This window comes from Stenotrophomonas sp. Ste96, from assembly GCF_024519495.1.
Classification (GTDB): domain Bacteria; phylum Pseudomonadota; class Gammaproteobacteria; order Xanthomonadales; family Xanthomonadaceae; genus Stenotrophomonas; species Stenotrophomonas bentonitica_A.
The window spans coordinates 554,920-576,736 of record NZ_JALJRX010000003.1; the positions used below are offsets into that span (position 1 = coordinate 554,920).

19 protein-coding genes and 3 pseudogenes are annotated in these 21,817 nt (G+C 60.9%); 18 read left to right on the top strand and 4 right to left on the bottom strand.

The window, feature by feature from the left end; translation table 11 throughout:
* The first annotated feature begins 103 nt into the window (after positions 1 to 103).
* The 3 genes from OC373_RS11920 to OC373_RS11930 are packed head-to-tail and all read left to right on the top strand — an operon-like array spanning position 104 to position 2,207.
* Positions 104 to 409, top strand: a complete 306-nt coding sequence (locus OC373_RS11920; RefSeq protein ID WP_099589186.1) for an AlpA family phage regulatory protein — start codon at positions 104 to 106, stop codon at positions 407 to 409.
* A gap of 2 nt (positions 410 to 411) precedes the next feature.
* Positions 412 to 753: a hypothetical protein gene (locus OC373_RS11925; RefSeq protein ID WP_261997742.1), complete on the top strand. Its 342-nt coding sequence runs from the start codon at positions 412 to 414 to the stop codon at positions 751 to 753.
* Positions 750 to 2,207, top strand: coding sequence for a YfjI family protein (locus tag OC373_RS11930; RefSeq protein ID WP_099589188.1), 1,458 nt, complete (start codon positions 750 to 752; stop codon positions 2,205 to 2,207). The genes OC373_RS11925 and OC373_RS11930 overlap by 4 nt, the downstream gene beginning before the upstream one ends.
* 53 nt (positions 2,208 to 2,260) lie before the next feature.
* Here the strand turns inward: OC373_RS11930 and OC373_RS11935 are convergent, their stop codons facing one another.
* Both OC373_RS11935 and OC373_RS11940 read right to left on the bottom strand, forming a co-directional pair.
* Positions 2,261 to 3,058 carry a MobA/MobL family protein gene (locus OC373_RS11935; RefSeq protein WP_099589189.1) on the bottom strand — a complete coding sequence of 266 codons (798 nt, stop codon included), beginning with the start codon at positions 3,056 to 3,058 and terminating at the stop codon, positions 2,261 to 2,263.
* A 255-nt stretch (positions 3,059 to 3,313) separates the two neighbouring features.
* Complete coding sequence (locus OC373_RS11940) at positions 3,314 to 4,762, bottom strand: hypothetical protein (RefSeq protein ID WP_261997743.1); 1,449 nt, start codon at positions 4,760 to 4,762, stop codon at positions 3,314 to 3,316.
* Between the two features lie 326 nt (positions 4,763 to 5,088).
* Here OC373_RS11940 and OC373_RS11945 point away from each other — a divergent pair.
* Positions 5,089 to 5,526, top strand: a pseudogene (locus OC373_RS11945) (AAA family ATPase); the annotation flags it as partial.
* Between the two features lie 4 nt (positions 5,527 to 5,530).
* Here OC373_RS11945 and OC373_RS11950 read toward each other — a convergent pair.
* Positions 5,531 to 6,646, bottom strand: a pseudogene (locus tag OC373_RS11950) (IS3 family transposase).
* Between the two features lie 322 nt (positions 6,647 to 6,968).
* Between OC373_RS11950 and OC373_RS11955 the strand changes: the two are divergent.
* Both OC373_RS11955 and OC373_RS11960 read left to right on the top strand, forming a co-directional pair.
* Positions 6,969 to 7,532: pseudogene (locus tag OC373_RS11955) on the top strand (flavin reductase family protein).
* A gap of 136 nt (positions 7,533 to 7,668) precedes the next feature.
* On the top strand, positions 7,669 to 7,998 hold the full coding sequence (locus OC373_RS11960) for a hypothetical protein (RefSeq protein WP_004146483.1): 330 nt from the start codon (positions 7,669 to 7,671) through the stop codon (positions 7,996 to 7,998).
* Here the strand turns inward: OC373_RS11960 and OC373_RS11965 are convergent.
* Entirely contained in the window at positions 7,992 to 8,396 is a 405-nt protein-coding gene (locus OC373_RS11965) for a hypothetical protein (RefSeq protein ID WP_004146485.1), read from the bottom strand. The genes OC373_RS11960 and OC373_RS11965 overlap by 7 nt on opposite strands.
* Positions 8,397 to 8,591: 195 nt before the next feature.
* On the opposite strand from OC373_RS11965, the gene moaA reads away from it, so the two are divergent.
* The 12 genes from moaA to narI all read left to right on the top strand — a co-directional run bounded on the left by moaA (position 8,592) and on the right by narI (position 21,816).
* Positions 8,592 to 9,572, top strand: coding sequence for a GTP 3',8-cyclase MoaA (gene moaA / locus OC373_RS11970; RefSeq protein ID WP_032968965.1), 981 nt, complete (start codon positions 8,592 to 8,594; stop codon positions 9,570 to 9,572).
* Positions 9,573 to 9,580: 8 nt separating this feature from the next.
* A complete protein-coding gene (moaCB, locus tag OC373_RS11975) occupies positions 9,581 to 10,579 on the top strand; it encodes a bifunctional molybdenum cofactor biosynthesis protein MoaC/MoaB (protein WP_099589911.1) in 999 nt (332 codons plus the stop codon).
* On the top strand, positions 10,576 to 11,835 hold the full coding sequence (glp, locus tag OC373_RS11980; RefSeq protein ID WP_261997744.1) for a gephyrin-like molybdotransferase Glp: 1,260 nt from the start codon (positions 10,576 to 10,578) through the stop codon (positions 11,833 to 11,835). Before moaCB ends, glp begins: the two co-directional genes overlap by 4 nt.
* A complete protein-coding gene (locus tag OC373_RS11985) occupies positions 11,832 to 12,092 on the top strand; it encodes a molybdopterin converting factor subunit 1 (RefSeq protein WP_004146493.1) in 261 nt (86 codons plus the stop codon). The genes glp and OC373_RS11985 overlap by 4 nt, the downstream gene beginning before the upstream one ends.
* A 1-nt stretch (position 12,093) precedes the next feature.
* Complete coding sequence (locus OC373_RS11990; RefSeq protein WP_099589913.1) at positions 12,094 to 12,591, top strand: molybdenum cofactor biosynthesis protein MoaE; 498 nt, start codon at positions 12,094 to 12,096, stop codon at positions 12,589 to 12,591.
* A complete protein-coding gene (locus OC373_RS11995) occupies positions 12,569 to 13,186 on the top strand; it encodes a molybdenum cofactor guanylyltransferase (protein WP_049450912.1) in 618 nt (205 codons plus the stop codon). The genes OC373_RS11990 and OC373_RS11995 overlap by 23 nt, the downstream gene beginning before the upstream one ends.
* Positions 13,143 to 13,514 carry a hypothetical protein gene (locus OC373_RS12000; RefSeq protein ID WP_099475678.1) on the top strand — a complete coding sequence of 124 codons (372 nt, stop codon included), beginning with the start codon at positions 13,143 to 13,145 and terminating at the stop codon, positions 13,512 to 13,514. The genes OC373_RS11995 and OC373_RS12000 overlap by 44 nt, the downstream gene beginning before the upstream one ends.
* A 148-nt stretch (positions 13,515 to 13,662) precedes the next feature.
* Positions 13,663 to 15,081: a NarK family nitrate/nitrite MFS transporter gene (locus tag OC373_RS12005; RefSeq protein WP_099589914.1), complete on the top strand. Its 1,419-nt coding sequence runs from the start codon at positions 13,663 to 13,665 to the stop codon at positions 15,079 to 15,081.
* A gap of 69 nt (positions 15,082 to 15,150) precedes the next feature.
* Positions 15,151 to 18,894, top strand: a complete 3,744-nt coding sequence (locus OC373_RS12010) for a nitrate reductase subunit alpha (RefSeq protein WP_100449530.1) — start codon at positions 15,151 to 15,153, stop codon at positions 18,892 to 18,894.
* On the top strand, positions 18,894 to 20,438 hold the full coding sequence (narH, locus tag OC373_RS12015; protein WP_099589916.1) for a nitrate reductase subunit beta: 1,545 nt from the start codon (positions 18,894 to 18,896) through the stop codon (positions 20,436 to 20,438). Before OC373_RS12010 ends, narH begins: the two co-directional genes overlap by 1 nt.
* Positions 20,435 to 21,115 carry a nitrate reductase molybdenum cofactor assembly chaperone gene (gene narJ / locus OC373_RS12020; RefSeq protein ID WP_057627037.1) on the top strand — a complete coding sequence of 227 codons (681 nt, stop codon included), beginning with the start codon at positions 20,435 to 20,437 and terminating at the stop codon, positions 21,113 to 21,115. The genes narH and narJ overlap by 4 nt, the downstream gene beginning before the upstream one ends.
* Positions 21,112 to 21,816 carry a respiratory nitrate reductase subunit gamma gene (gene narI, locus OC373_RS12025; RefSeq protein ID WP_099589917.1) on the top strand — a complete coding sequence of 235 codons (705 nt, stop codon included), beginning with the start codon at positions 21,112 to 21,114 and terminating at the stop codon, positions 21,814 to 21,816. Before narJ ends, narI begins: the two co-directional genes overlap by 4 nt.
* The last annotated feature ends 1 nt before the right edge of the window (position 21,817 follow it).

Genomic DNA, 21,817 nt, shown 5'->3' on the forward strand with positions numbered 1-21,817 from the left:
ACAGCAGCATATCGACACTGATCACGTCGGAGGCCAATCCCCTTCGATAGGAAACCGGCCGGATTCCTTCCTGAAACGTCCAACACAACGAAGGAATCAACAAATGAAGCACATAACGTCCAGTCTGCGCCAGGGCGTAGACAAAAGCATGCCTTTGGCTGAGGAGAACAACACTGGCTGGAAAGCAGGGTGGCCGGATAGCCCGACGCTCCGCTTGAAGGAGCTGATCACGCTGCTCCGCGTCAGCAGGAGCAAGGCATACGAGCTGATGAAGTCCGATCCGGACTTCCCGAAGGGCATTCCGCTCTATGACAGTGAACTGTCTCCGAAGTTCTACTGGACGCATGAAGCCATGGCATGGGCTGAAGGCCGTGCAGTGAAGTTCCGTCGTGCGAAGGAGGAGAAGTGATGATGGCTAATTTTGCAGTCCACTCTTCGCCGCTTGACGCGCTCACGCACGCTCTTGGTGAACAGTTGTCCAAGGGGAAGAACAAGCTTGAGCAGGATTTCAGGGAGGCCTATCCGATCCTTGAAGAGCACATCGCAAGGAAGATGCGCAAGAAGGTCTTGGTAGATCAGTTCAATGCTGCGTACAAGCATGAGCTGAACCTGATTCAATTCCGCAAGCTGCTCAAGGAGGAGCGTGCTCGTCGCCATGCGGATGGCGATGCTACCCGGTGCCAGAGCTGTGGCCAGCTGTTGGTCGAGGCCGAAGAAAACACCGCTGCTGAGACGACTGAGGAGGATGCATGATGACTACCAATCGGCAGCGTTATGCCCCCAAATATCCTCTGGAAACCTTTCATCATGTTGCTCGTGAGGCTGGCCTTGAGCTCCTCCGCAACGTGCAAGTTCCGGATGCCATGGTTGGCATGGGTCTTGTCAATGCCATTTCGATGGCGTGCCAGGGGCTGATTGATGTCAAGTTGCCGACCGGACAGATCAGGCCCGTAACGCAGAACTTGATGCTTGTGGCTGAGTCTGGTGAGCGCAAGTCGACGGTGTTCGAGCTGCTGCAGGCACCTTTCCGCGATGCAGATACGAAGGCGATGACTGCGTTCAAGCAGCAGTCAGAGTCTTATGAGATCGAGCTTGGACTCTGGATGGCCAAGATGAAGGGCCTGAAGAGCGCGATCAGTAAAACGGTTGCCGGTGGTAAGTCTGTGGAAGCACTGGAGGCACAGCTGAAGGAGTATGCAGAAAAGAAGCCTCTGCAGCCTCGCCTTCGTTGCTTCATCAGGCAAGACATAACAGCCAAGGCCATCATGGAAGCTGTGCAGGGTGATGGCGAATCCATCGCTATCACTACTGATGAAGGTCACATGTTGTTCAAGAGCGAGGCAATGGCGAATGTGGGACTGCTCAATCGTCTCTGGGATTCACCGGGAATGATGCCATTGGATCGCGCGGAGAACGAGCATCTGATTGTGATGAATCCGCGAGTGTCGGTGAGCATCATGACCCAGTACGAACCGTTCAAGCAGTTCCTCAATAGGCGGGGCTCTGTCGCAAAGGGGAGTGGCCACTGGGCACGCTACCTGGTTGCGTGGCCTCGCTCCATGATGGGTTATCGGCGGATCGAAGACGTGGAGCCGGTTTGGGAGCATTTGCCGGCATTCCATGAGCGGATCGCGCAGTTGTTGTCCAAGTACAAGGAGCTGTCTGCAGCGGAGGCCATTGCTCGTGAAGTGGTGTGCTTCTCGATCGATGCCAGGGCGCGCTGGGTAGCATTGGCATCAGAAACTGAGTCCTTGTTGCGCGACGGGGAGTACTTGAGTGATATCAATGACTTCGCGGCAAAGATCATGGAGATCGTGGCTCGACTCGCTGCATCGATGCAGTACTTCAGTGGAGAGGGCGGTGACATCACCCTCGATACGATCAATCGTGCCTTCGAAATCGTTCGGTGGCATGTTGAGGAGTACAAGCATCTGTTCTCGCCCGCGTTTGCGCTGGCTCAAGATCAGATTGATGCCCAAGCATTGGAGAGCTATCTCTCCACGAGGTGGTGGCAGGGGCGTTATTCCGATACACATGCACCTAAGAATCAGGTTTTGCGTTGTGGGCCTGTACGTGACCGAGCAAGGCTGAATGCAGCTATCTCGATTCTTGAAGTCCAGGGAGCCATTCAGGTCTGCCGTGTCTACCGGGATAATAGGACCTATTTGCGCTTGATGAACCACTACTTTGACCGGAGGACTTTGTAAGCAAGCTTGAGACCAAGGGGCCCCGGCAATAGGCCGGGGCTTTTCTGCTGTGGTTAGCTGTTTCTATCTTGATTCTGCGACTTTGTCGCAGAATCGCCGGGTGGAGCACTGAGGTCTGCCGGATTATCTGGCGCTGAAGCTGCCTTCCCGTCTTTACGGCATTGAGCATACTGGGACTTCTCGGCGTCTTCCATCTCCTTGACGAAGCGTTGGCCGAGGTGGCGTTCTGCGGGTCTGACAATGCCTTGCTCTCGCAAGCTGCGGTGGTCTACGCGGGTCGAATACCCATTCTCAGCAAGGAACTGATTCTGGATGTCCGCTACCAGCTTTCGCTGTGCAGTCACCTGCTGCTTCAACTCCATTGGGCTTTTCCCCCCACTGTCCTTACGGCATCCACCTGCGGAAGGATTCTTAGAGTTGTAGCGGGCGAAGGTCTGTTCAGGTGCACGGTCGATTGCATCAGGCAGCCTGTCTGAGCACATCAGATGGATGTGCGGGTTCGGATCTCCGCCTAGTTTTCCTTCAGGTGCATGGAGCGCGTACTGGTACGGCTTGATCCCTGCTAGGTTCTTAGCGAGCAGTTCGGCAAGTTCGGTCTGTTGTACGGTGCTGAGCTCACTTGGTAGTGCTATTTCATGCTCACGATAGACTGCCCCGTTGGAGCGTTCATGCTTGTCAGCAACACTCCAGAACCGTTTCGGATCGTTGCCAGCCCATTCGGGCATGTTTCCGTGTCCTGTATGGACAAGGTCTTTTTTGTCGCTATGTGAGCCCTGTCTCTCGATGTAGTTGGCGTGCCTGCGAGCACTTCCTTTCTTGCCGCTTTTGATACTGTAGTGGAAGCTTGCCATTGCTGTATCACCCTTTCTCTTTGGATAATAAGAAAGCCGACAAGAGTGATTCTTGTCGGCTACAGGTAGATACTCGTGATCGAAGGTTGCTGGGCTTGGATAGAAAGGGTAAGTGCGCGTACCACACTCCCCCTGTAATCTATCTTCAGTTCTTATTGCTTGAGATTCCCTTCGATTCCTTTCGTTCTTCGTGTTTTTGCTTCGATGGACGTGAGTGAGTGTCTACATATGTATAAGGGTGATGCAAGTTAAAAATTACATAGCGTGTGAAGTGGCTTGATCTTCAATGTACTGAATCAAGTCTTCGCAAAACATGTTGATCTTTGTCTCGTATTCGTTGCCTGCTACGAGATCGAAGTGAGAATGAGCTATGGTCATGTGTTTCAGGTAGGCGAGCTGAAATTTCATGAATGCTTCCATTCGGTTGTTGCGTCCGAATAGTAATGAGAAGACGATGCAGTATCGATGATAGAGAGTAATCATTGCGCCTTGCGGAATGTAATCCTCTTCATACAGCTCTCCGATGTCTCTTGATGGATCCAGGTGGCTCAGTAGACGAGATACCGTTTTTTCACTAGAGATCTGCCCTTTCCAGTAGGGCGTGTACTTCGTTTTTATCTTCTTTTGTATCTTTATGGCTGATATGGCTGCGATGCAGTCTGCCATTGAGATATTGACGGCCTCGGGATCTGTTCTGTGCCACTCGTGGAAGACATAGGCATGCAGAACCTTCTGCGTTTCGTCAGCTATGTTTGGGATTTCGCTGGATCTAAATTCTTCACCAGTGGCTTGGTGAACCAGACGTGCCAGCTCCTTTGCATGGGTTTTCAGGAAAGAGTGAATAGCTGCGAGTGATGTGACAGGTCGCAATAGGTCATCGCTCTCTGACGGTGAGGAGAGGGCGTGAGCGAAGAGTGGCTCTATCTTGTATTTACTTAACGCTTCGTTTTCTGATTCGATAATTCGTTGATACTCGCCAACGAAGTGCAAGAATGGAAGGTTTATCAAATAGATGTATAGTCTTTCGTGGATGGGGGCGGCTTCTTTGCTGGTCAGGAGTGATGATGGTTGATAGCTTTCTATTTGATGTGCGCCAAACATAAAAGCGCTTGCTATGGCTTCATCATCGCCGGCGAAAGCTATGTAGATGGGATCAATAAGTTCCTTTATTTGTCTGGCGTAGTATTCAAGGAGTTTCGAAGGCGTGAGCCTGTTGGTGTGTATGTGCTTAAGTATCTCCTCGTCGATCTCACGCTCAAGTGTGGACATGAGATAGGAGGCTGCTTTGATGGTTTTTTCGTTTCTTGGGGTGTTGCGTTCCGTCCAGTGCTCGAAGGTGGCTTGGGATGGCCCTGGGAGGGAGATTCTTTCGAAAAGTTGTCCCTTAAATGATCTGTTGCTGCGATAGAGTAGCTTGATTGTTTTGATGGTGGTGATTGGTAGTTTTGAATTTATCGATGGTATTTCTATATTAAAGTTTGATTTGATGAAATTGATCGCCCCCTCTAAATTCTCTTTAGTTATTTCCTCTCTGCATATGGCTGGATTGGATTTTTGGCTGCCTTTTGGCTCATGTGGGGGCGTGCGGTTGAGCTCTTCTAAAAGTTCGTTGATGCTTCCAGTTGCTGATTGATCTGTTAATTGATCTTTTTCGAAGTTAAAGCGCGGCTTATACTTCCCTGGTTCGATGTTGCTGTCTTCCATTTTCAACCACCATCCTTTTGGTTGTGTCTAGTGTTTGATGATCGCTATGTCGCCGATCCTTGTGGCGCACCTGAATAAGGCTGCGCCACTTCGTTTTATAGCAGGGAGACAACGAACGCAATGAGGGGCGCCATTGGGCTTTGATGGACGCGTTGGAGTGCTCGCCAGGTCTGCCTCCACCAACCCGCCAGCCCACGCTGCCTACTCCCACAGTGCCTCTGCCGAACTTCGCGTTGATCTGGTCCAGTACGGTCATGGCCCGCTCTGTCTCCTTGTCTTGCCCGTTCTTTGGTACAAAGACATTACATGGGGGGGGGGCAGCGAGCATGATCCGAACAATCTCAATTCATCGCCATAAGAGTTTTCATCCAGCTAACGCGCATTCGGTTCATATCCCGAATAAGGCCGCGACTTACGTCTACGGCCTCAATGGAGCAGGGAAGTCTTCCATCGGTGAAGTAGTCGACGGGCTGGCGCGCAACGATCCCGCGTTTGCGCACTGCAGGATCGAGACAACCGACAACGCGCGCTATCGATACTTGATCTACAACCACCACTACGTTGAACGCCTGATCGGCCAACCCATCCAGGGCATCTTCACCGTCGGTGAAATCGACACTGCCCGCCAGCAACGCATCCAGGACATCGAGAACCGCAACGGCGAGTTGGACGGTCTGATCGCCCTTGGCGCAGCAAGTGTCAGGACAGCCGAAAGCAACATTGCCAAGGAGCTGGTGCGGGCCAAGGACGAGATCTGGAAGGCGGGTTCTACCCCGAAATCACGGACTGTTTGGAAAGTGCTGAAAACTTCTGATCCTGCTTGACCCGTCGCCGTCGCATCCTGGGGTTGTGGCGGCGCTCGATGTATTCGAACACATCGGACCGGGCGGCATCGAGTGTGGGATACGTTGTGCGATAGATCCGCTCGCGCTTGAGCAATCCGAAAAAGCCCTCGCAGGCTGCATTGTCGCCACAATGCCCCACCGCACTCATCGAGCAAAGCAGGCCATTGGCGGCCAGGTAATCCTGGTAATCACCGCTACGAAATTGGCTGCCGCGGTCGGAGTGCAGGATCAGCGGATGCTGCTCCTGACGCTGCCAAACCGCCATCTGCACCGCTCTGATCACCATCTGCCTGTCCTGCCGATGATGCATCGACCAGCCCACAATGCGCTGATCAAACAGATCCAGCACGTCGCATAGATACAGCTTGGCCTGCTGGGTCTTGATCTCGGTGATGTCGGTCACCCACTTGGTTTCCGGCTCCAAGGCGCTGAAATCACGCTCCAGCAGGTTGCGCACGCCCGGCGGCGTCAGTGTCGGTTGAGCGCGCTGCCGCCATCAATCGGGCAACCCGATTTCGACTGGCTAACAACCCTTCCTCGACCAGATCCTCCTGCATGCGGCCGGCCCCCAGCGTGCCCCGGCTGTCCTGATGCAGCGCATGGATACGGCTCAGCAAGCGCTCGTTGTCGCGCTGGCGGGCACTGGGCAGTCGCTTGCTCCAGTCGTAGTAGCCACTGGTCGATACCCGCAGGCAGCGGCACATCAGGCGAATCGGAAACTCATCGCGGCAACGTTCGATCACCTGATACCTCAGGATGATGCCTTGGCAAAGAACGTCGCCGCTTCTCGCAAAAAATCCCGCTCCTTGGTGATCCGGGCCAACTCGCGCTTGAGCCGGGCAACTTCCTCGTCACGCGGGCTACCGGTGCCAACAAAGGCGGCTTTTCCCACCGCCTGTGCCTCCCGCTTCCAGCGAGTCAGCAGGCTGTCACGGATGCCCAGCTCACGGGCTACCTGGGCGCAGCTGACACCTGGCCGACTGGCTTGCTCCACCGCACCACGCTTGAACTCGGCACTGAACTTACGACGCTTTGACATGAACACTCCTCATGGCCTGAATCGGCCTTCTTGTAAGTGTCCGTGAAAACGGGGTAGAACCCCCTCCGAGGTCGCATGTGTCTGTCCTGGGCACAGTGGTTGCGTACGGGGATACAAGCCGGCAGGTTAGGAGAAGCCGGCGACCATGTAGGTCTGCTCAATCCGGACACAGATTCATGGCTGCATGTGTTAATGCCGGCGGAGGCCGGGACAATGCGCTGCAGGCGGGACTCTCACGTAATGCTTCCCCTGCAGGTGGTGTGCTGTTGTGCGGAGCGTGGTGCTATTCAGCGCTAATCACACATGAAACAAGGAGCCCAGGATGCGTTCGCCATTACGCAAGCAGGATTTCCCCGTGGAAAAAGTGCGTCAGTACCTTTAGCCCGGCCCCATCGTGCTGGTGACGTCGCAATGGCAGCAGCAGCGGAACATCATGACGCTGGGCTGGCACACCGTGCTGGAGTTCTCACCGTCGCTGGTCGGTCTGATGATCTCCCGCGCCACCCACAGTTTCGATCTGATCCGCCGTAGTGGGGAGTGTGTGATCAACCTGCCGACGGTCGCGTTGGCGGATACGGTGGTGCGCATCGGCAACTGCAGTGGCGTGTCGGTGGACAAGTACGCGCTGTTCGATCTTGCGCCGGTGCGGGCATCCCGGGTGCGTGCGCCGCTGCTGGGGCGGTGTCATGCCAACCTCGAATGCCGTCTGCACGAAGATGCGCTGGTGGAGCGCTACAACTTCTTCGTCTTCGAGGTGGTGAAGGCGCATGTGGCAGTGTCGCCCAGGCATCCGCGTACGCTGCATTACACCGGCGATGGAGTGTTCATGACGGCAGGCAGGATGATCAGCCGCCGTTCGTTGTTCCGGCCGGACATGCTGGGGTGAGTATGGTGCGGGCCGTTCGGGCGGCTCGCCTGGGCGTTGGGCTCTGTCCGCGCGCGCCGACACCGGGCAGGGATTTGACCCGCCCGCCTCGGCGGCGCAAAGTGTACCCATGCCTCGCTGACTAGGAGTTGCAGCCATGACCGCTGTCAGTTCCCTCCACGCCCAAGGTGACAAGCTGCCGCCCTCCCGACTTTGGCGCGTGTTCTGGCTGCAGGGGGTGATCCCCAGCAACCTGTTATGGGCCGCCGCCCTCTGGGCGTTGGCGCAGGGGCGCACCCCGTTGTTGCTGGCGTTGTTCGCGGCGCTGCTGCTGTATACGGGCTGGATCATCCCGGCGGTATGGCGGGCGGCGCCGAGCGCGCAAAATCCCAATTACGGTGTTGCCGCGCGCGGCCTGACCGTGGCCTGGGGCTTGAATACGGTGCTGGTGGTGTTCTTCCTGATGCTGCAGCTGCTGGCTCAGTAGAACTGCACCGGTGTGCCATCGCGATCGAAGGCGGCAAAACGGCTGATCTGGCCGTCGTTGACCGCGTTGACCATCAGGCGCAGTGGTTGCGTTGCTTCATCGCTGGACGGGGCAATGCCGCCACGGCCATCCAGTGAGGCAACAAACACCAGGTCCCAGACCAGCCCGGTCTGGGCGGATTCGGCGGCCAGGGTCTGGAAGGACGCGATTTCCTGCGGGGCCTTGTCCACACACAGCACCGGGCTCAACGTGCCACCTTCGCCGTTGCTGTGGCGGGCATGCTGATCGGCGGTGGGTGATTCGGGCAGGTCGGCTTTGACGAACACAAACAACAGGCGTTGGGGCTCGGTTTGCTGTCCTGCTGCCTGCAGCAGGCCATTGAAATCGTTCAGCATCATGATCGGGGTCACTGGACAGGGCGTTGGTAAAGGGTATGCTGCCATAGCTTCGCAAGGCATGGCGGTGCCCTTGATTGATTTAAGTCATGCCATCGCTTCAAAGCCCCACGTAGGCTGACGGTCAGTCACTACAGGCGAGGGAACCCCGGCATGCCGGGCGAGCGTGGATACGTGCAGTCAGGAGGTAAAACAGCCATGAGCCAACTCACCGATGGCTTCGGGCGCAGCTTTCCATACCTGCGTCTGTCGCTGACCGAAGCCTGCAACTTCCGTTGCAGCTATTGCCTGCCCGACGGCTACCAGGCCGACGGCCGGCCGCGCTTTCTTGCGGTGGATGAAATCGCAAGGCTGGTACGGGCGTTTGCCACGCTGGGCATGCACAAGATCCGCCTGACCGGTGGCGAGCCGAGCCTGCGCAAGGACCTGGACCAGATCATCGCCACCGTGGCGCAGGTGCCGGGCGTGCGCAAGGTTGCCATCACCACCAACGGCTGCCTGCTGCCCAGGCGCCTGCCAGGCTGGCATCGTGCGGGCCTGACTGCGCTCAACGTGAGTATGGACAGCCTGCGTCGCGAGCGTTTCCATGCCATCACCGGACATGACCGCCTGCCCGAGGTGATGGAAGGCATCGCCCTGGCCCAGGCGTTGGGCCTGCAATCGGTCAAGCTCAATGCCGTGCTGCTGCGCGGCCTCAATGACGACGAACTGCCGCAATGGATGGCCTTCCTGCGCGACCGGCCAGTGAGCGTGCGTTTCATCGAACTGATGCGCACCGGTGACAACCGCGATTACTTTGAACGTCACCATCTGTGCGCCGATGTGATCGTCGGGCAGTTGCTGGCTGCTGGCTGGAGCGAGCGCAGACGCGCTGCCGATGCGGGCCCCGCACGTGAGTTCAGTCATCCCGACCATCGCGGCAGCATCGGCATCATCGCTCCTTACTCAAAGGATTTCTGCAAAGGTTGCAACCGCCTGCGGGTTACCGCGCGCGGCGATCTGCGGTTGTGCCTGTTCGGTGACTTCGGCATCGCACTGCGGCCGCTGCTGCAGTCAGATGAGGACCAGGGCGCGCTGCTGGCGCGCATCACCACCCAGCTTGGGCTGAAGGCAGCCGGGCATGGACTGCATTTCGGCCAGACCGGGTTGACCCCGCATCTGGCCTCGATTGGAGGATGAGACAAGCAATGAGTGGGCAGATGAGTGCGGCATTCCATATGGCCGATGTACGTGACAAGCGCATTACCCGTCGCCGCGCGGTGGCGGTGGGTGAGCTTGTCGCCGGGCCTGTTGCCTATCCCCTGATCGTCGAGCGACGTCTGCCCAAGGGGGACGCACTGGTGATGGCCGAGATTGCTGGCCTGCAGGGGGCCAAAATGGCCTCGGCGTTGATGCCGCTGTGCCATCCGCTGCCACTGGAACTGGTGAGGGTTTACTGCGCGCCGGCGCCGGAGCGGCTTGCCATCCGGGTGTGGTGCGAATGCGCCAGTGAAGCGCGTACCGGGGTGGAGATGGAAGCGCTGGCAGGGGTCAACGCGGCCCTGCTGACCTTGTATGACCTCAGCAAGCCGGTCGAGCCCGCATTGGAGATCGGCGGTGTCCGGCTGCTGTTCAAGGAAGGCGGCAAGAGCGGCGTGTGGTTGCACCCACAGGGTATGGATGCGGAGGAGCGTGAGCGCTTCCGCCCGCGTCCGCCAAGACAGCTGCAAGGTGCGAGCTGTGTGGTGATCACGCTCAGCGATCGTGCCAGCCGGGGCGACTATGTGGATGAATCCGGGCCAGTGCTGGCCGAGGGGCTGCGTGCACTGGGCGGCGAAGTGGTCAGCACGGAAGTACTGGCCGATGGCATCGAGCCGCTGGCCGGGCGTCTGCACGCGTTCGCCGCCAGCGGCATCCGCATCTGCCTGTGCACTGGCGGCACGGGCCTGGGACCGCGCGATCTCACTCCAGAGGCGTTGCAGTCGCTGGGTGGGCGCAGCGTGCCCGGGCTGGCGCAGATGCTCCGTGGCCTTAGCGCGCAGCACACGCCGTTGGCATGGCTGAGCCGTGCCGAGGTGGTGCAACTGGGGGGCATGCTGGTCATCGCCCTGCCGGGTAGCCCGCGTGCCGCGGCACAGTGCATGAGCATTCTCACGCCGGTGCTGGGCCATGCATTGGCGATGATCGACGGGGCCAGCCACGCATGATCACTTACGCGCAGGCCCTGCAGATCCTGTTGGCCGAGGCGCCGGCGCCAAAGACCGAGCAGGTGGTGGTTGCCGAGGCAGCAGACCGGGTGCTGGCTGCGCCAGTGGTAAGTGCCCAGCACCTGCCACCGTTCGACAATGCTGCGATGGACGGCTTCGCCCTGTGCGCGGACGGCCAGCCCTTGCCTGCCGGTGCCGTATTGCAGGTTGCCGGCTGGCAGGCCGCAGGCGATGCCGCAGCACAGGGGGAGGCAGCACAGGCCTGGGAAATCATGACGGGTGCGCGCATGCCGGCCGGCCTGGACAGCGTGGTGCCGGTCGAGCAGGTGGAGGTGCTGGATGCCGTGGAGGGTCGTCCTGCGCGCGTGCGTCTGCAGGCGATGGTCACGCCCGGGCAACACGTGCGGCTGCGCGGCCAGGACGTGGAGTTGGGCGAAACCGTGCTTGCCGCTGGCACGTCGCTGGATGTGAACGCCATGACCTTGCTGCATGCCCTCGGGACAGCCCGGGTGCAGGTGCAGCAGCGGCCGCAGGTGGCGGTCATCAGCACCGGCAAGGAGCTGATCAGTGATGCGGCCCAGCCGTTGCAGTCCGGGCAGATACGCGACAGCAACCGCCCCTTCCTGGTCAGCCGCCTGCACACCGCGGGTGCTGATGTGGTCTGGAACGGTGTCGTTGGCGATGACGTGGCTGCTTTTGATGCTGCGCTGGACGCGGCCTTGGCCGCCGGCGCGCGCGTGGTGCTGAGTACGGGGGCGGTGTCGCAGGGCCGCTATGACTTCATCCCTGATGCCCTGCGTGCCCGTGGTGCCACCGTGCTGTTCCACAAGGTCGCCATCCGCCCGGGCAAGCCGCTGCTGTTCGCCCGCCTGGCCGATGGTTGCCTGTACTTCGGCCTGCCGGGCAATCCGATATCCGCGGCAGTGGGGTTGCGCTTCTTCGTGGAGCCGGTGTTGCGCCGCATGCTGGGTTTGGAAGAAGAGGCGCAGTTGCAGTTGCCGTTGCAGGGCGATGTGCGCAAGCCACCGGGGCTGCGCATGCACGCACGGGCACGGGTGGAACTGGATGCGGGGGGGCGGCTGAGCGTGCGGGTGTTGTCCGGGCAGGAATCGTTCCGGCTCAAGACCATGCTGCAGGCCAACGCCTGGGCGATTCTGGAAGGTGAGGATGCGTTGGCCCCGGCCGGCACATTGGCTCGCGTGCAGGGTTGGGGGCATCGCGAGCCGCTGCAACTGGCCCGGCAGGAGGAAGCATGAGAGAGGTCGTTGTGCAGTTGTTTGGTGTGTTTTCCGAGCTGGATCATCGTCGCGAGCTAAGCGTGCGGGTGAACGGTGAACACATCGTGGACCTGCGCCGGGCATTGCGCGAGTTGCTGCTGGAACGGTTCCCCCGGTTCCGTGCCGGGCTGGTGGACTATTCGGTGTTTGCCGATGAAAAGCGCGTGCTGCGCGACAGCGAGCCGCTGCCTGCGGACGGTCGTGTGGCCATCCTGCCACCGGTGAGCGGAGGTTGAAATGAGCGCGAAAAATCTATGGAAAGTGGTCGAGCGCAGCGCCGCCGCGATTGATCCGGGCGAGGGCATCGCTTTTGTGTCCGACCCCGGCTTTGGCGGCATCGATGTATTCATCGGCAAGGTGCGCGACCTGAACCAAGGGCGCGCGGTGCAGGGCATCACCTATGACATGTTCGAGCCGCTGGTACTCAACGAGTTCCAGCGCCTGGTGGCCGAGGTGGAGTCCGAGTTCGGCCCGCGCATCAAGCTGTACGTGGCCCACGCCAGGGGCCGCCTGGCGGTGGGTGAGGTGGCGGTGGTTGTTGCCGCCGGCAGTCCCCACCGTGACGAGGCTTTCCGTGCCTGCCGGCAGCTGATCGAGGCAGTCAAACACCGCTCGCCGATCTGGAAGCAGGAGCATTACCAGGATGGCGACAGCGAGTGGAGCGAAGGCTGCAGCCTGTGCCAACCCAGCGCCGAGCACGCCGACGACGGACATGTCCACGATCACGCCCACTGACCTGCCGGCCATGGCCGGCATCGTGCTGGCCGGTGGCCTGTCCAGCCGCATGGGCCAGGACAAGGCCTTGCTGCGTTGGCAGGGCAGGTCCCTGCTGGCGCACATGTGCGCGCTGCTGCAGGCCGCGGGTGCGCAGACGCTACGGGTCAGCGGCAGCTACCCGGTGCTGCCGGGGGTCGAGTCGGTCCCCGACCTGGTGCCGCGCTGCGGTCCGTTGGGGGGGCTCTACAGCGTGGTGAAGACGCTGCCGGATGGCCCTGTCTGGGTGGTGGCGGTGGACATGCCGCTGCTCGACCGGCAACTTCTTTGGCGGTTGCGTGACGCAGGTGACGCTCGCTGCGTGCATTTCCGCGGGCAACCGCTGCCAATGCGGTTGAACATTGACCGCAGCTGTCGCACCCTGTTGCAGTCGATGGTGATGGACGTGAACGGGCCGCGCTCGTTGTACCGCCTGCAGCGACAGCTGGGCAGCATCGAGCTGCGCCTGCCCGACGATGGCGATGCCCGTCTGCTGAACTGCAATACCCCCATCCAATGGGAGGCTCTGCCTCATGAAAGTGCAGATCCAGTCGCAGTCCGTACGACTGCGCATTGACGAAAACGAGCTGGCCGAGTTGTTGGCGGGGCAGTGGGTGACCAGCCGGACCGACCTGGGGGCACTGGGCGGCTTTTCCTGCGCGCTGCAGCTGCATGCAGGCGAACAGGCGCGGCTGGATGGCAGCGTCACGGCGCTGCGGTTCGCGCTGCCTCAGGAGGATGTGCTAGCGTTGCAGCAGCGCCTGCCGTGCCGTGATGGACTCTCTTACGAACTCCCCCTGCAACCGCAACCGCTGCATCTTCAGTTTGATGTCGATGTACGTGACAGCGTGCGCCAGCGTGGCGTGCAGCGCCGTGCAAGCGACGTCAGCGTCGCCGCAGATTGATATTTGTCAGGTAGGCGCCGTTATGGCGCCTTTGGTTGATCAAGATCAATACCGGCCCCAGGGCCGCCGGGCTTAATGACGCCGTGGCGACTGGGCAGGCAACAGCACAGCAGAACCAGCGCCGTATCAAACAGCCTTGGAGCGTTGCATGAGTGTCAGTCGCGATGCCGTAAAAAACAGCAGGCCCGGTCCCGGCGGTGTCATCACCGATTGGCGGCCGGAAGATCCGGTTTACTGGGAGCAGACCGGTAAACGCGTTGCCACCCGCAACCTGGTCATATCCATCCCCGCGCTGCTGCTGGCGTTCTCGGTGTGGGTGCTGTTTTCGGCGGTGACCATCAGCCTGCCGAAAATCGGGTTTGCCTTCAGTACCGATCAGTTGTTCTGGCTGGTGGCCTTGCCCAGTCTTTCCGGCGCGACGCTGCGCATCTTCTACTCCTTCGTGATCCCGATCTTCGGTGGCCGCCGTTGGACGGCCTTGTCCACCGCCTCGCTGTTGCTGCCCACCTTGTGGCTGGGCTTCGCGGTGCAGAACCCGGCCACGCCGTACTGGGTGTTCGTGTTGATCGCGATCCTGTGCGGCTTTGGTGGCGCCAACTTCTCCTCCTCGATGTCCAACATCTCGTTCTTCTATCCCAAGCAACGTCAGGGCATGGCGCTGGGCTTGAACGCGGGTCTGGGCAATGTCGGCGTATCGGTGTCGCAGGCGGTAGTGCCGCTGGTGATCACGGTGGGCGTATTTGGCGCGCTGGGCGGTGCACCGCAAGCGGTGGTTGATGGCGGCGCGCCATTGTTCGTGCAGAACGCCGGCTTCATCTGGGTGCCCTTCATCGCCTTGTTCGCGATTGCGGCCTGGTTCGGCATGAACGACCTGACCAGCGCCCGCTCTTCGTTCTCCGAGCAGGCGGTGATCTTCCGCCGCAAGCACAACTGGCTGATGTGCTGGTTGTACATCGGCACCTTTGGTTCCTACATCGGCTTTTCTGCCGGTTTCCCGATGCTGGTCAAGAGCCAGTTCCCGGATGTGAACCCGCTGGCCTATGCCTTCATCGGTCCGCTGCTGGGCGCGTTGATGCGCTCGGTGGGCGGCAGCCTGGCCGACCGCTGGGGCGGTGCGCGGCTGACGTTCTGGGTGTTCGCACTGATGATCGCGGCGGTGTTCGGCGTGCTGCACTTCCTGCCAAGCAATGGCCAGGGCGGCAACTTCTACGGTTTCCTGCTCTCGTTCATGGCCTTGTTCGTGCTCAGCGGCATCGGCAACGGCACCACGTTCCGGATGATCCCGGTGATCTTCCGCACCCTGCATGAGCGCCTGTCGGCCAATGAAGGCGCCGAAGGCAAGAAGGCCGCTGCCCACCAGGCCAGCATTGAATCGGCCGCCGTGGTCGGCTTCTCCGGCGCCATCGGTGCCTACGGCGGCTTTTTCATTCCCAAGAGCTACGGCTCATCGATCACCTTGACCGGCAGCCCGGATATGGCGCTGTACGGCTTCATTGCGTTCTACATCACCTGCCTGGTCGTCACCTGGTGGTGGTACTACCGGCGCGGGGCCGAAACCCCCTGCTGAGAAAGCAATGCACCGCAGCCAGATGACACACACAGCCACGATGCAGCAGTTTGCGAACGGAGATTCACCATGAGCTATTTCCTTGATCGCTTGCAGTTCTTCAAGCGTGATCCACAACCCTTCGCCGATGGCCATGGGTTCAGCAAGAGCGAAGGGCGGGACTGGGAAAACAGTTATCGCGCCCGTTGGCAGTACGACAAGATCGTGCGCTCCACCCACGGCGTGAACTGCACCGGCTCGTGCAGCTGGAAGATCTACGTCAAGAATGGCCTGGTCACCTGGGAAACCCAGCAGACCGACTACCCGCGCACCCGCCCGGACCTGCCCAATCACGAACCGCGCGGCTGCCCGCGTGGTGCCAGCTATTCCTGGTACCTGTACAGCGCCAACCGGCTGAAATATCCGCTGATCCGCGGCACCTTGCTGCGCATGTGGCGGCAGGCCCGCAAGACCATGTCACCGGTCGAAGCCTGGGGCAGCATCGTGCAGGACCCGGCCAAGTCGCGCGAGTACAAGCGTCGGCGTGGCATGGGCGGATTCGTTCGATTGAACTGGGACGAGGCTAACGAAATCATCGCTGCCTCCAACCTTTACACCACCAAGGAGTTCGGCCCGGACCGCATCGTCGGTTTCTCGCCGATTCCGGCGATGTCGATGGTGTCCTACGCGGCCGGTGCGCGCTACCTGTCGCTGCTCGGTGGTGCCTGTCTTTCCTTCTACGATTGGTACTGCGATCTGCCGCCGGCCTCGCCGCAGGTGTGGGGCGAGCAGACCGACGTGCCCGAATCGGCTGATTGGTACAACAGCCGCTACATCATCGCCTGGGGCTCGAACGTGCCGCAGACGCGCACGCCCGACGCGCACTTCTTCACCGAGGCGCGCTACAACGGCACCAAGACGGTGTCGATCTGCCCCGACTATTCCGAGCTGGCCAAGCTCACCGACCATTGGCTGCACCCCAAGCAGGGCACCGACGCCGCGCTGGCGTTCGCCTTCGGCCACGTGATCCTGCGCGAGTTCCACGTCGATACGCCCTCGCAGTACTTCCAGGACTACTGCCGCAAGTACTCGGACATGCCGATGCTGGTGCGTGTGGAGCGACGCGCCGACGGCCGCCTGGTGCCGGGCCACTTCCTGCGCGCAAGTGAGCTGGGCGGGCTGGGCGAGAGCAACAACCCCGAATGGAAGACGCTGGCGTTCGACGAGAACAGCGGCGATGTCACCGTGCCGAACGGCTCGGTCGGCTTCCGCTGGGGTGAAAAGGGCAAGTGGAACATCGAGGAAAAAGCCAGTGATGGCCATGAAACCCGCCTGCGGCTGAGCCTTGCCGATATCCACGACGGTATCGAAGCAGTGAGCTTCCCGTATTTCGGTGGCATTGAGAGCGACGGCTGGACCGCTGCGCCGGCCGAAGAAGTGCTTGATCGCAACATCCCGCTGCGCCGCCTGCCGCTGGCCGATGGTGGCGAAGCACTGGTGGCGACGGTGTACGACCTGCTGCTCGCGCAGTACGGCGTGGATCGCGGCTTTGGCGGCGCCAATGTCGCCAAAAGCTTCGACGAGAATGTGCCGGGTACGCCGGCCTGGCAGGAACGCATCACCGGCGTGTCACGCGCCGAGGTGATAGAAATCGCCCGCGAGTTCGCCCGCACTGCCGACAAAACCCATGGTCGCAGCATGATCATCGTCGGCGCCGGCATGAACCACTGGTTCCACAACGACATGAACTACCGTGGCCTGATCAACATGCTGGTCATGTGCGGCTGCGTGGGCCAGACCGGCGGTGGCTGGGCGCATTACGTGGGGCAGGAAAAACTGCGTCCGCAGACCGGCTGGCAGCCGCTGGCGTTTGGCCTGGATTGGAGCCGTCCGCCGCGCCAGATGAACGGCACCTCGTTCTTCTACTTCAACACCGGGCAGTGGCGTTACGAAAAGCTGCAGGTGGACGAACTGCTGTCGCCGCTGGCCGATGCCTCCAAGTACAGCGGCAGCCTGGCCGACCTCAACCTGCGCGCGGTGCGCATGGGCTGGTTGCCGAGTGCACCGCAGCTGGACCGCAACCCGCTGCAGCTGGTGCGCGAGGCCGAACAGGCCGGCATCGCACCGGCCGACTACGCGCTGTCCAAGTTCAAGGACGGCTCGCTGGACTTCGCCTTCGCCGATCCCGATGCGGCGCAGAACCACCCGCGCATGATGTTCATCTGGCGCTCCAATCTGCTCGGTTCCTCCGGCAAGGGCCACGAGTACATGCTGCGGCATCTGCTCGGCACCCGTCACGGCCTGCAGGGCAAGGATCTGGGCGAGATGGGCGCGGTCAAGCCCGAGGACGTGAAGTGGCATGACGAGGCGCCGGAAGGCAAGCTCGATCTGCTGGTGACGCTGGATTTCCGCATGTGCACCACCGCGCTGTATTCGGACATCGTGCTGCCGACTGCCACCTGGTACGAGAAGGACGACCTCAACACCTCCGACATGCATCCCTTCATCCATCCGCTGTCCAAGGCGGTGGACCCGGCCTGGGAATCGCGCAGCGATTGGGACATCTTCAAGGGCGTTGCACGCACGCTGAGCGACATGGCACCGGGCGTGCTCGGTGTCGAAAAGGATCTGGTGCTGGTGCCGACCCTGCACGACACGCCCAACGAGCTGGGCATGCCGTTCGGCGTGGCCGACTGGAAGAAGGGCGAGTGCGAGGCCATCCCCGGCAAGACCATGCCGAGCATGACCGTGGTCGAGCGCGACTACCCCAATCTCTACCGCAAGTTCACCTCGCTCGGTCCATTGCTTGACAAGCTGGGCAATGGCGGCAAGGGCATGAGCTGGGATACCAAGCACGAGGTTGAATTCCTCGGCAAGCTCAACCACACCGTGCTGGAAGAAGGCATCAGCAAGGGCCGGCCATCCATCGACACAGCGATTGATGCCTGCGAAGTGGTGCTGCATCTGGCCCCGGAAACCAACGGGCATGTCGCGGTCAAGGCCTGGGAATCGCTGAGCACCTTCACCGGCCGCGAGCACGCCCATCTGGCGCTGGGCAAGGAACATGAGGCAATCCGCTTCCGTGACATCCAGGCACAGCCGCGCAAGATCATTTCCTCGCCCATCTGGTCCGGGCTGGAAGACGACAACGTCAGCTACAACGCCGGCTATACCAATGTGCACGAGCTGATTCCGTGGCGCACGATCACCGGTCGCCAGCAGTTCTACCAGGACCACGAGTGGATGATCGACTTCGGTGAGGCCTTCATGAGCTACCGGCCGCCGGTCAACACCCGCACGGTGGAGCCGCTGCTCAACAAGCGCTCCAACGGCAACAAGGAGATCGTGCTGAACTGGATCACCCCGCACCAGAAGTGGGGCATCCACAGCACCTATAGCGACAACCTGATCATGCAGACACTGTCGCGTGGTGGTCCGATCGTCTGGCTGAGCGAGGACGACGCGCGCAGTGCCGGCATCGAGGACAACGACTGGATCGAGCTGTTCAACGTCAACGGTGCGATTGCCGCGCGTGCGGTAGTCAGTCAGCGGGTGATGTCGGGCATGGCGATGATGTACCACGCCCAGGAACGCATCATCAACGTGCCGGGTTCGGAGATTTCCGGCACCCGTGGCGGCATCCACAACTCGGTGACCCGCATCGTGCTCAAGCCCACCCACATGATCGGCGGCTACGCGCAGCTGGCATGGGGCTTCAACTACTACGGTACCTGCGGTACCAACCGCGATGAGTTCGTGATCGTGCGCAAGATGGACAAGATCGATTGGCTGGATGGTGAAGAGTCCGTTGTCGCCGCACGGGAGGTGGTGTGATGAAAGTACGTGCCCAGATTGCGATGGTATTGAACCTGGACAAGTGCATCGGCTGCCACACCTGCTCGATCACCTGCAAGAACGTGTGGACCTCGCGCGAAGGCGTGGAATACGCCTGGTTCAACAACGTTGAAACCAAGCCCGGTATCGGCTACCCCAAGGAATGGGAAAACCAGGACAAGTGGAACGGCGGCTGGGTGCGCACCAGCGCCGGCAAGCTGGTGCCGCGCGCCGGCGGCCGCTGGCGCATGCTGGCCAAGATCTTCTCCAACCCCGACCTGCCGCAGATCGACGACTACTATGAGCCGTTCGATTTCGATTACCAGCACCTGCACGACGCGCCCGAGCTGAAGCATCAGCCGACCGCACGGCCGCGCTCGCTGCTGACCGGGCAGCGCATGGAAAAGATCGAGTGGGGCCCGAACTGGGAGGAAATCCTCGGTACCGAGTTCTCCAAGCGCTCGCGTGACTACAACTTCGACAAGGTGCAGAAGGAAATCTACGGCGCCTTCGAGAAGACCTTCATGATGTACCTGCCACGCCTGTGCGAGCACTGCCTCAATCCGGCCTGCGTGTCAGCCTGCCCATCCGGTGCGATCTACAAGCGCGAGGAAGACGGCATCGTGCTGATCGACCAGGACAAGTGCCGTGGCTGGCGCATGTGCGTGTCGGCCTGCCCGTACAAGAAGATCTATTACAACTGGAAAAGCGGCAAATCCGAGAAGTGCATCTTCTGCTACCCGCGCATCGAGATGGGCGAGCCCACCGTGTGTTCGGAAACCTGCGTGGGCCGCATCCGCTACCTCGGGGTGATGCTGTACGACGCCGACCGCATTGCCGAGGCCGCATCGGTGGCGGCGGAGAAGGACCTGTACCAGGCCCACCTGGACATCTTCCTGGATCCGTTCGACCCGGCGGTGATCGAAGCCGCGCGTGCCGAAGGCATCCCCGACAGCTGGCTGGAATCGGCCAAGCAGTCGCCGGTCTACAAGATGGCCATCGACTGGAAGCTGGCACTGCCGTTGCACCCGGAATACCGCACCTTGCCGATGGTCTGGTATGTGCCGCCGTTGTCGCCGATCCAGTCGGCGGCCGAGCGTGGCCACGTCGGCATGAGCGGCGAGCTGCCGGATATCGCTTCGCTGCGTATTCCGGTGCGTTACCTAGCCAACCTGCTGACGGCGGGTGACGAAGCGCCGGTTGTGCGGGCGCTGGAACGCTTGATGGCAATGCGTGCCTGGCGACGCGGCAAGAACGTCGATGGCGTGGAAGACATGCGCGTGCTTGAGCAGGTTGGTTTGACCCCGGCGCAGGTCGAAGAGATGTACCGCTACCTGGCCATCGCCAACTACGAGGACCGCTTCGTGATACCCAGCGCGCACCGCGAGTACGCCAACGACGCCTTCGGCGAACGTGGCGGTTGCGGCTTCACCTTCGGCAATGGCTGCAACGGTGACAGCCCGGCCGATCTGTTCAGCCAACGCAAGAACACCACCTTTGCGGTGCATCCCAACCGCCAGCACCGGCACGAGGTGACGAAATGAGTGTGCTCAAGCTGATTGGTGTATTGCTGGATTACCCGCGTGACGAGCTTTGGCAGCATGGCGAGGAGCTGCTTGAGGCCTGCGACGATCCGGCGCTGTCGCCGGCCCGTCGCGGGCAGTTGCAGGCCTTCGTACGCGAGCTGCTGGCCAGTGATCCGCTGGATGCGCAGGACCGCTGGTTGTCCACCTTCGACCGTGGCCGCTCGATGAGCCTGCTGGTGTTCGAACACATCCATGGCGAGTCGCGCGACCGTGGTCAGGCCATGGTCGACCTGATCGACGCCTATCGCAAGAACGGTTTCGAGCTGGATGCGCGCGAACTGCCGGATTATCTGCCGCTGTTGCTGGAATACCTCTCGCACCGGCCGCAGGCCGAGGCCAAGGACTGGCTGCACCACATCGGCCACATCGCCGGCATGCTCGCCGCGCGTGCGGCCGAGCGGCAGCTGCCGCATGCGGTGTTGCTGGAAATCCTGGTCGAGGCCGGCGAAGGCAAGGTCAACTTGGCGGTGCTGCGGCAACGGGCAAGCGAGGAAGTGCGCGACGACACCGTCGAAGCCATGGACAGCCTGTGGGAGGAAGAGGCGGTGCGCTTCGGCACCGATGCGCCTTCGCAGGATTGCGACCCACCCCATCGTTCACCGGCACGCGCGCAGCCGCGGGAGATCCAGCCATGAATTACGTCAATCAGTTCGCCTTCCAGTTCTATCCCTACATCGCGGTGGCGGTGCTGTTGATCGGCAGCTGGGCGCGTTATGACAAGGCCATGTACAGCTGGCGTACCGGCTCCACCCAGTTGCTGTCCGACCGTGGCATGCGTATTGGCAGCAACTGCTTCCACATCGGCATCATCGCCATCCTTGGTGGCCACTTTGTCGGCCTGCTGACCCCGCATGCGTTGTATGAGCCCTTCATCACCTCCTCGCAGAAACAGTTGCTGGCGATGGTGGTCGGTGGCTTCTTCGGCGCGCTGTGCTTCGTCGGCATCACCATTTTGCTGGTGCGGCGGCTGACCAATGCGCGGGTCCGCGCCATCGGCAGCTTTGGCGACACGCTGGTGCTGGTGCTGCTGTTCGCTCAGCTCTGTCTTGGCCTGTACAGCATCAAGGTCTCGGCCGGCCATCTGGACGGCGGGGTGATGGTGATGCTGGCCGAGTGGGCGCAGCACATCGTCACCTTTCGTGCCGGCGCGGCCGATTATGTCGAAGGCGTGCATTGGGTCTACAAAGCGCACATCTTCCTCGGCCTGACGCTGGTGCTGATCGCACCGTTCACCCGTCTGGTGCATGTGTGGAGCGTGCCGATCAGTTACCTGTGGCGGCCGTACCAGGTGGTGCGTCGTCGTCAGGCCACGCTGCGCTACGGTCCGCGGGAGTAAG

What these genes read in the sequence shown, in the direction of transcription:
- narJ (WP_057627037.1), top strand. Translation starts at nt 20,435, where the DNA reads ATGAGTGTGCTCAAGCTGATTGGTGTATTGCTGGATTACCCGCGTGAC.
- narH (WP_099589916.1), top strand. Translation starts at nt 18,894, where the DNA reads ATGAAAGTACGTGCCCAGATTGCGATGGTATTGAACCTGGACAAGTGC.
- OC373_RS11920 (WP_099589186.1), top strand. Translation starts at nt 104, where the DNA reads ATGAAGCACATAACGTCCAGTCTGCGCCAGGGCGTAGACAAAAGCATG.
- OC373_RS12005 (WP_099589914.1), top strand. Translation starts at nt 13,663, where the DNA reads ATGAGTGTCAGTCGCGATGCCGTAAAAAACAGCAGGCCCGGTCCCGGC.
- OC373_RS11960 (WP_004146483.1), top strand. Translation starts at nt 7,669, where the DNA reads ATGACCGCTGTCAGTTCCCTCCACGCCCAAGGTGACAAGCTGCCGCCC.
- narI (WP_099589917.1), top strand. Translation starts at nt 21,112, where the DNA reads ATGAATTACGTCAATCAGTTCGCCTTCCAGTTCTATCCCTACATCGCG.
- moaA (WP_032968965.1), top strand. Translation starts at nt 8,592, where the DNA reads ATGAGCCAACTCACCGATGGCTTCGGGCGCAGCTTTCCATACCTGCGT.
- OC373_RS11925 (WP_261997742.1), top strand. Translation starts at nt 412, where the DNA reads ATGGCTAATTTTGCAGTCCACTCTTCGCCGCTTGACGCGCTCACGCAC.
- OC373_RS11995 (WP_049450912.1), top strand. Translation starts at nt 12,569, where the DNA reads ATGTCCACGATCACGCCCACTGACCTGCCGGCCATGGCCGGCATCGTG.
- OC373_RS11940 (WP_261997743.1), bottom strand. Translation starts at nt 4,762, where the DNA reads ATGGAAGACAGCAACATCGAACCAGGGAAGTATAAGCCGCGCTTTAAC.
- OC373_RS11985 (WP_004146493.1), top strand. Translation starts at nt 11,832, where the DNA reads ATGAGAGAGGTCGTTGTGCAGTTGTTTGGTGTGTTTTCCGAGCTGGAT.
- OC373_RS11930 (WP_099589188.1), top strand. Translation starts at nt 750, where the DNA reads ATGATGACTACCAATCGGCAGCGTTATGCCCCCAAATATCCTCTGGAA.
- OC373_RS11990 (WP_099589913.1), top strand. Translation starts at nt 12,094, where the DNA reads ATGAGCGCGAAAAATCTATGGAAAGTGGTCGAGCGCAGCGCCGCCGCG.
- OC373_RS11935 (WP_099589189.1), bottom strand. Translation starts at nt 3,058, where the DNA reads ATGGCAAGCTTCCACTACAGTATCAAAAGCGGCAAGAAAGGAAGTGCT.
- OC373_RS12010 (WP_100449530.1), top strand. Translation starts at nt 15,151, where the DNA reads ATGAGCTATTTCCTTGATCGCTTGCAGTTCTTCAAGCGTGATCCACAA.
- glp (WP_261997744.1), top strand. Translation starts at nt 10,576, where the DNA reads ATGATCACTTACGCGCAGGCCCTGCAGATCCTGTTGGCCGAGGCGCCG.
- OC373_RS12000 (WP_099475678.1), top strand. Translation starts at nt 13,143, where the DNA reads ATGAAAGTGCAGATCCAGTCGCAGTCCGTACGACTGCGCATTGACGAA.
- OC373_RS11965 (WP_004146485.1), bottom strand. Translation starts at nt 8,396, where the DNA reads ATGATGCTGAACGATTTCAATGGCCTGCTGCAGGCAGCAGGACAGCAA.
- moaCB (WP_099589911.1), top strand. Translation starts at nt 9,581, where the DNA reads ATGAGTGGGCAGATGAGTGCGGCATTCCATATGGCCGATGTACGTGAC.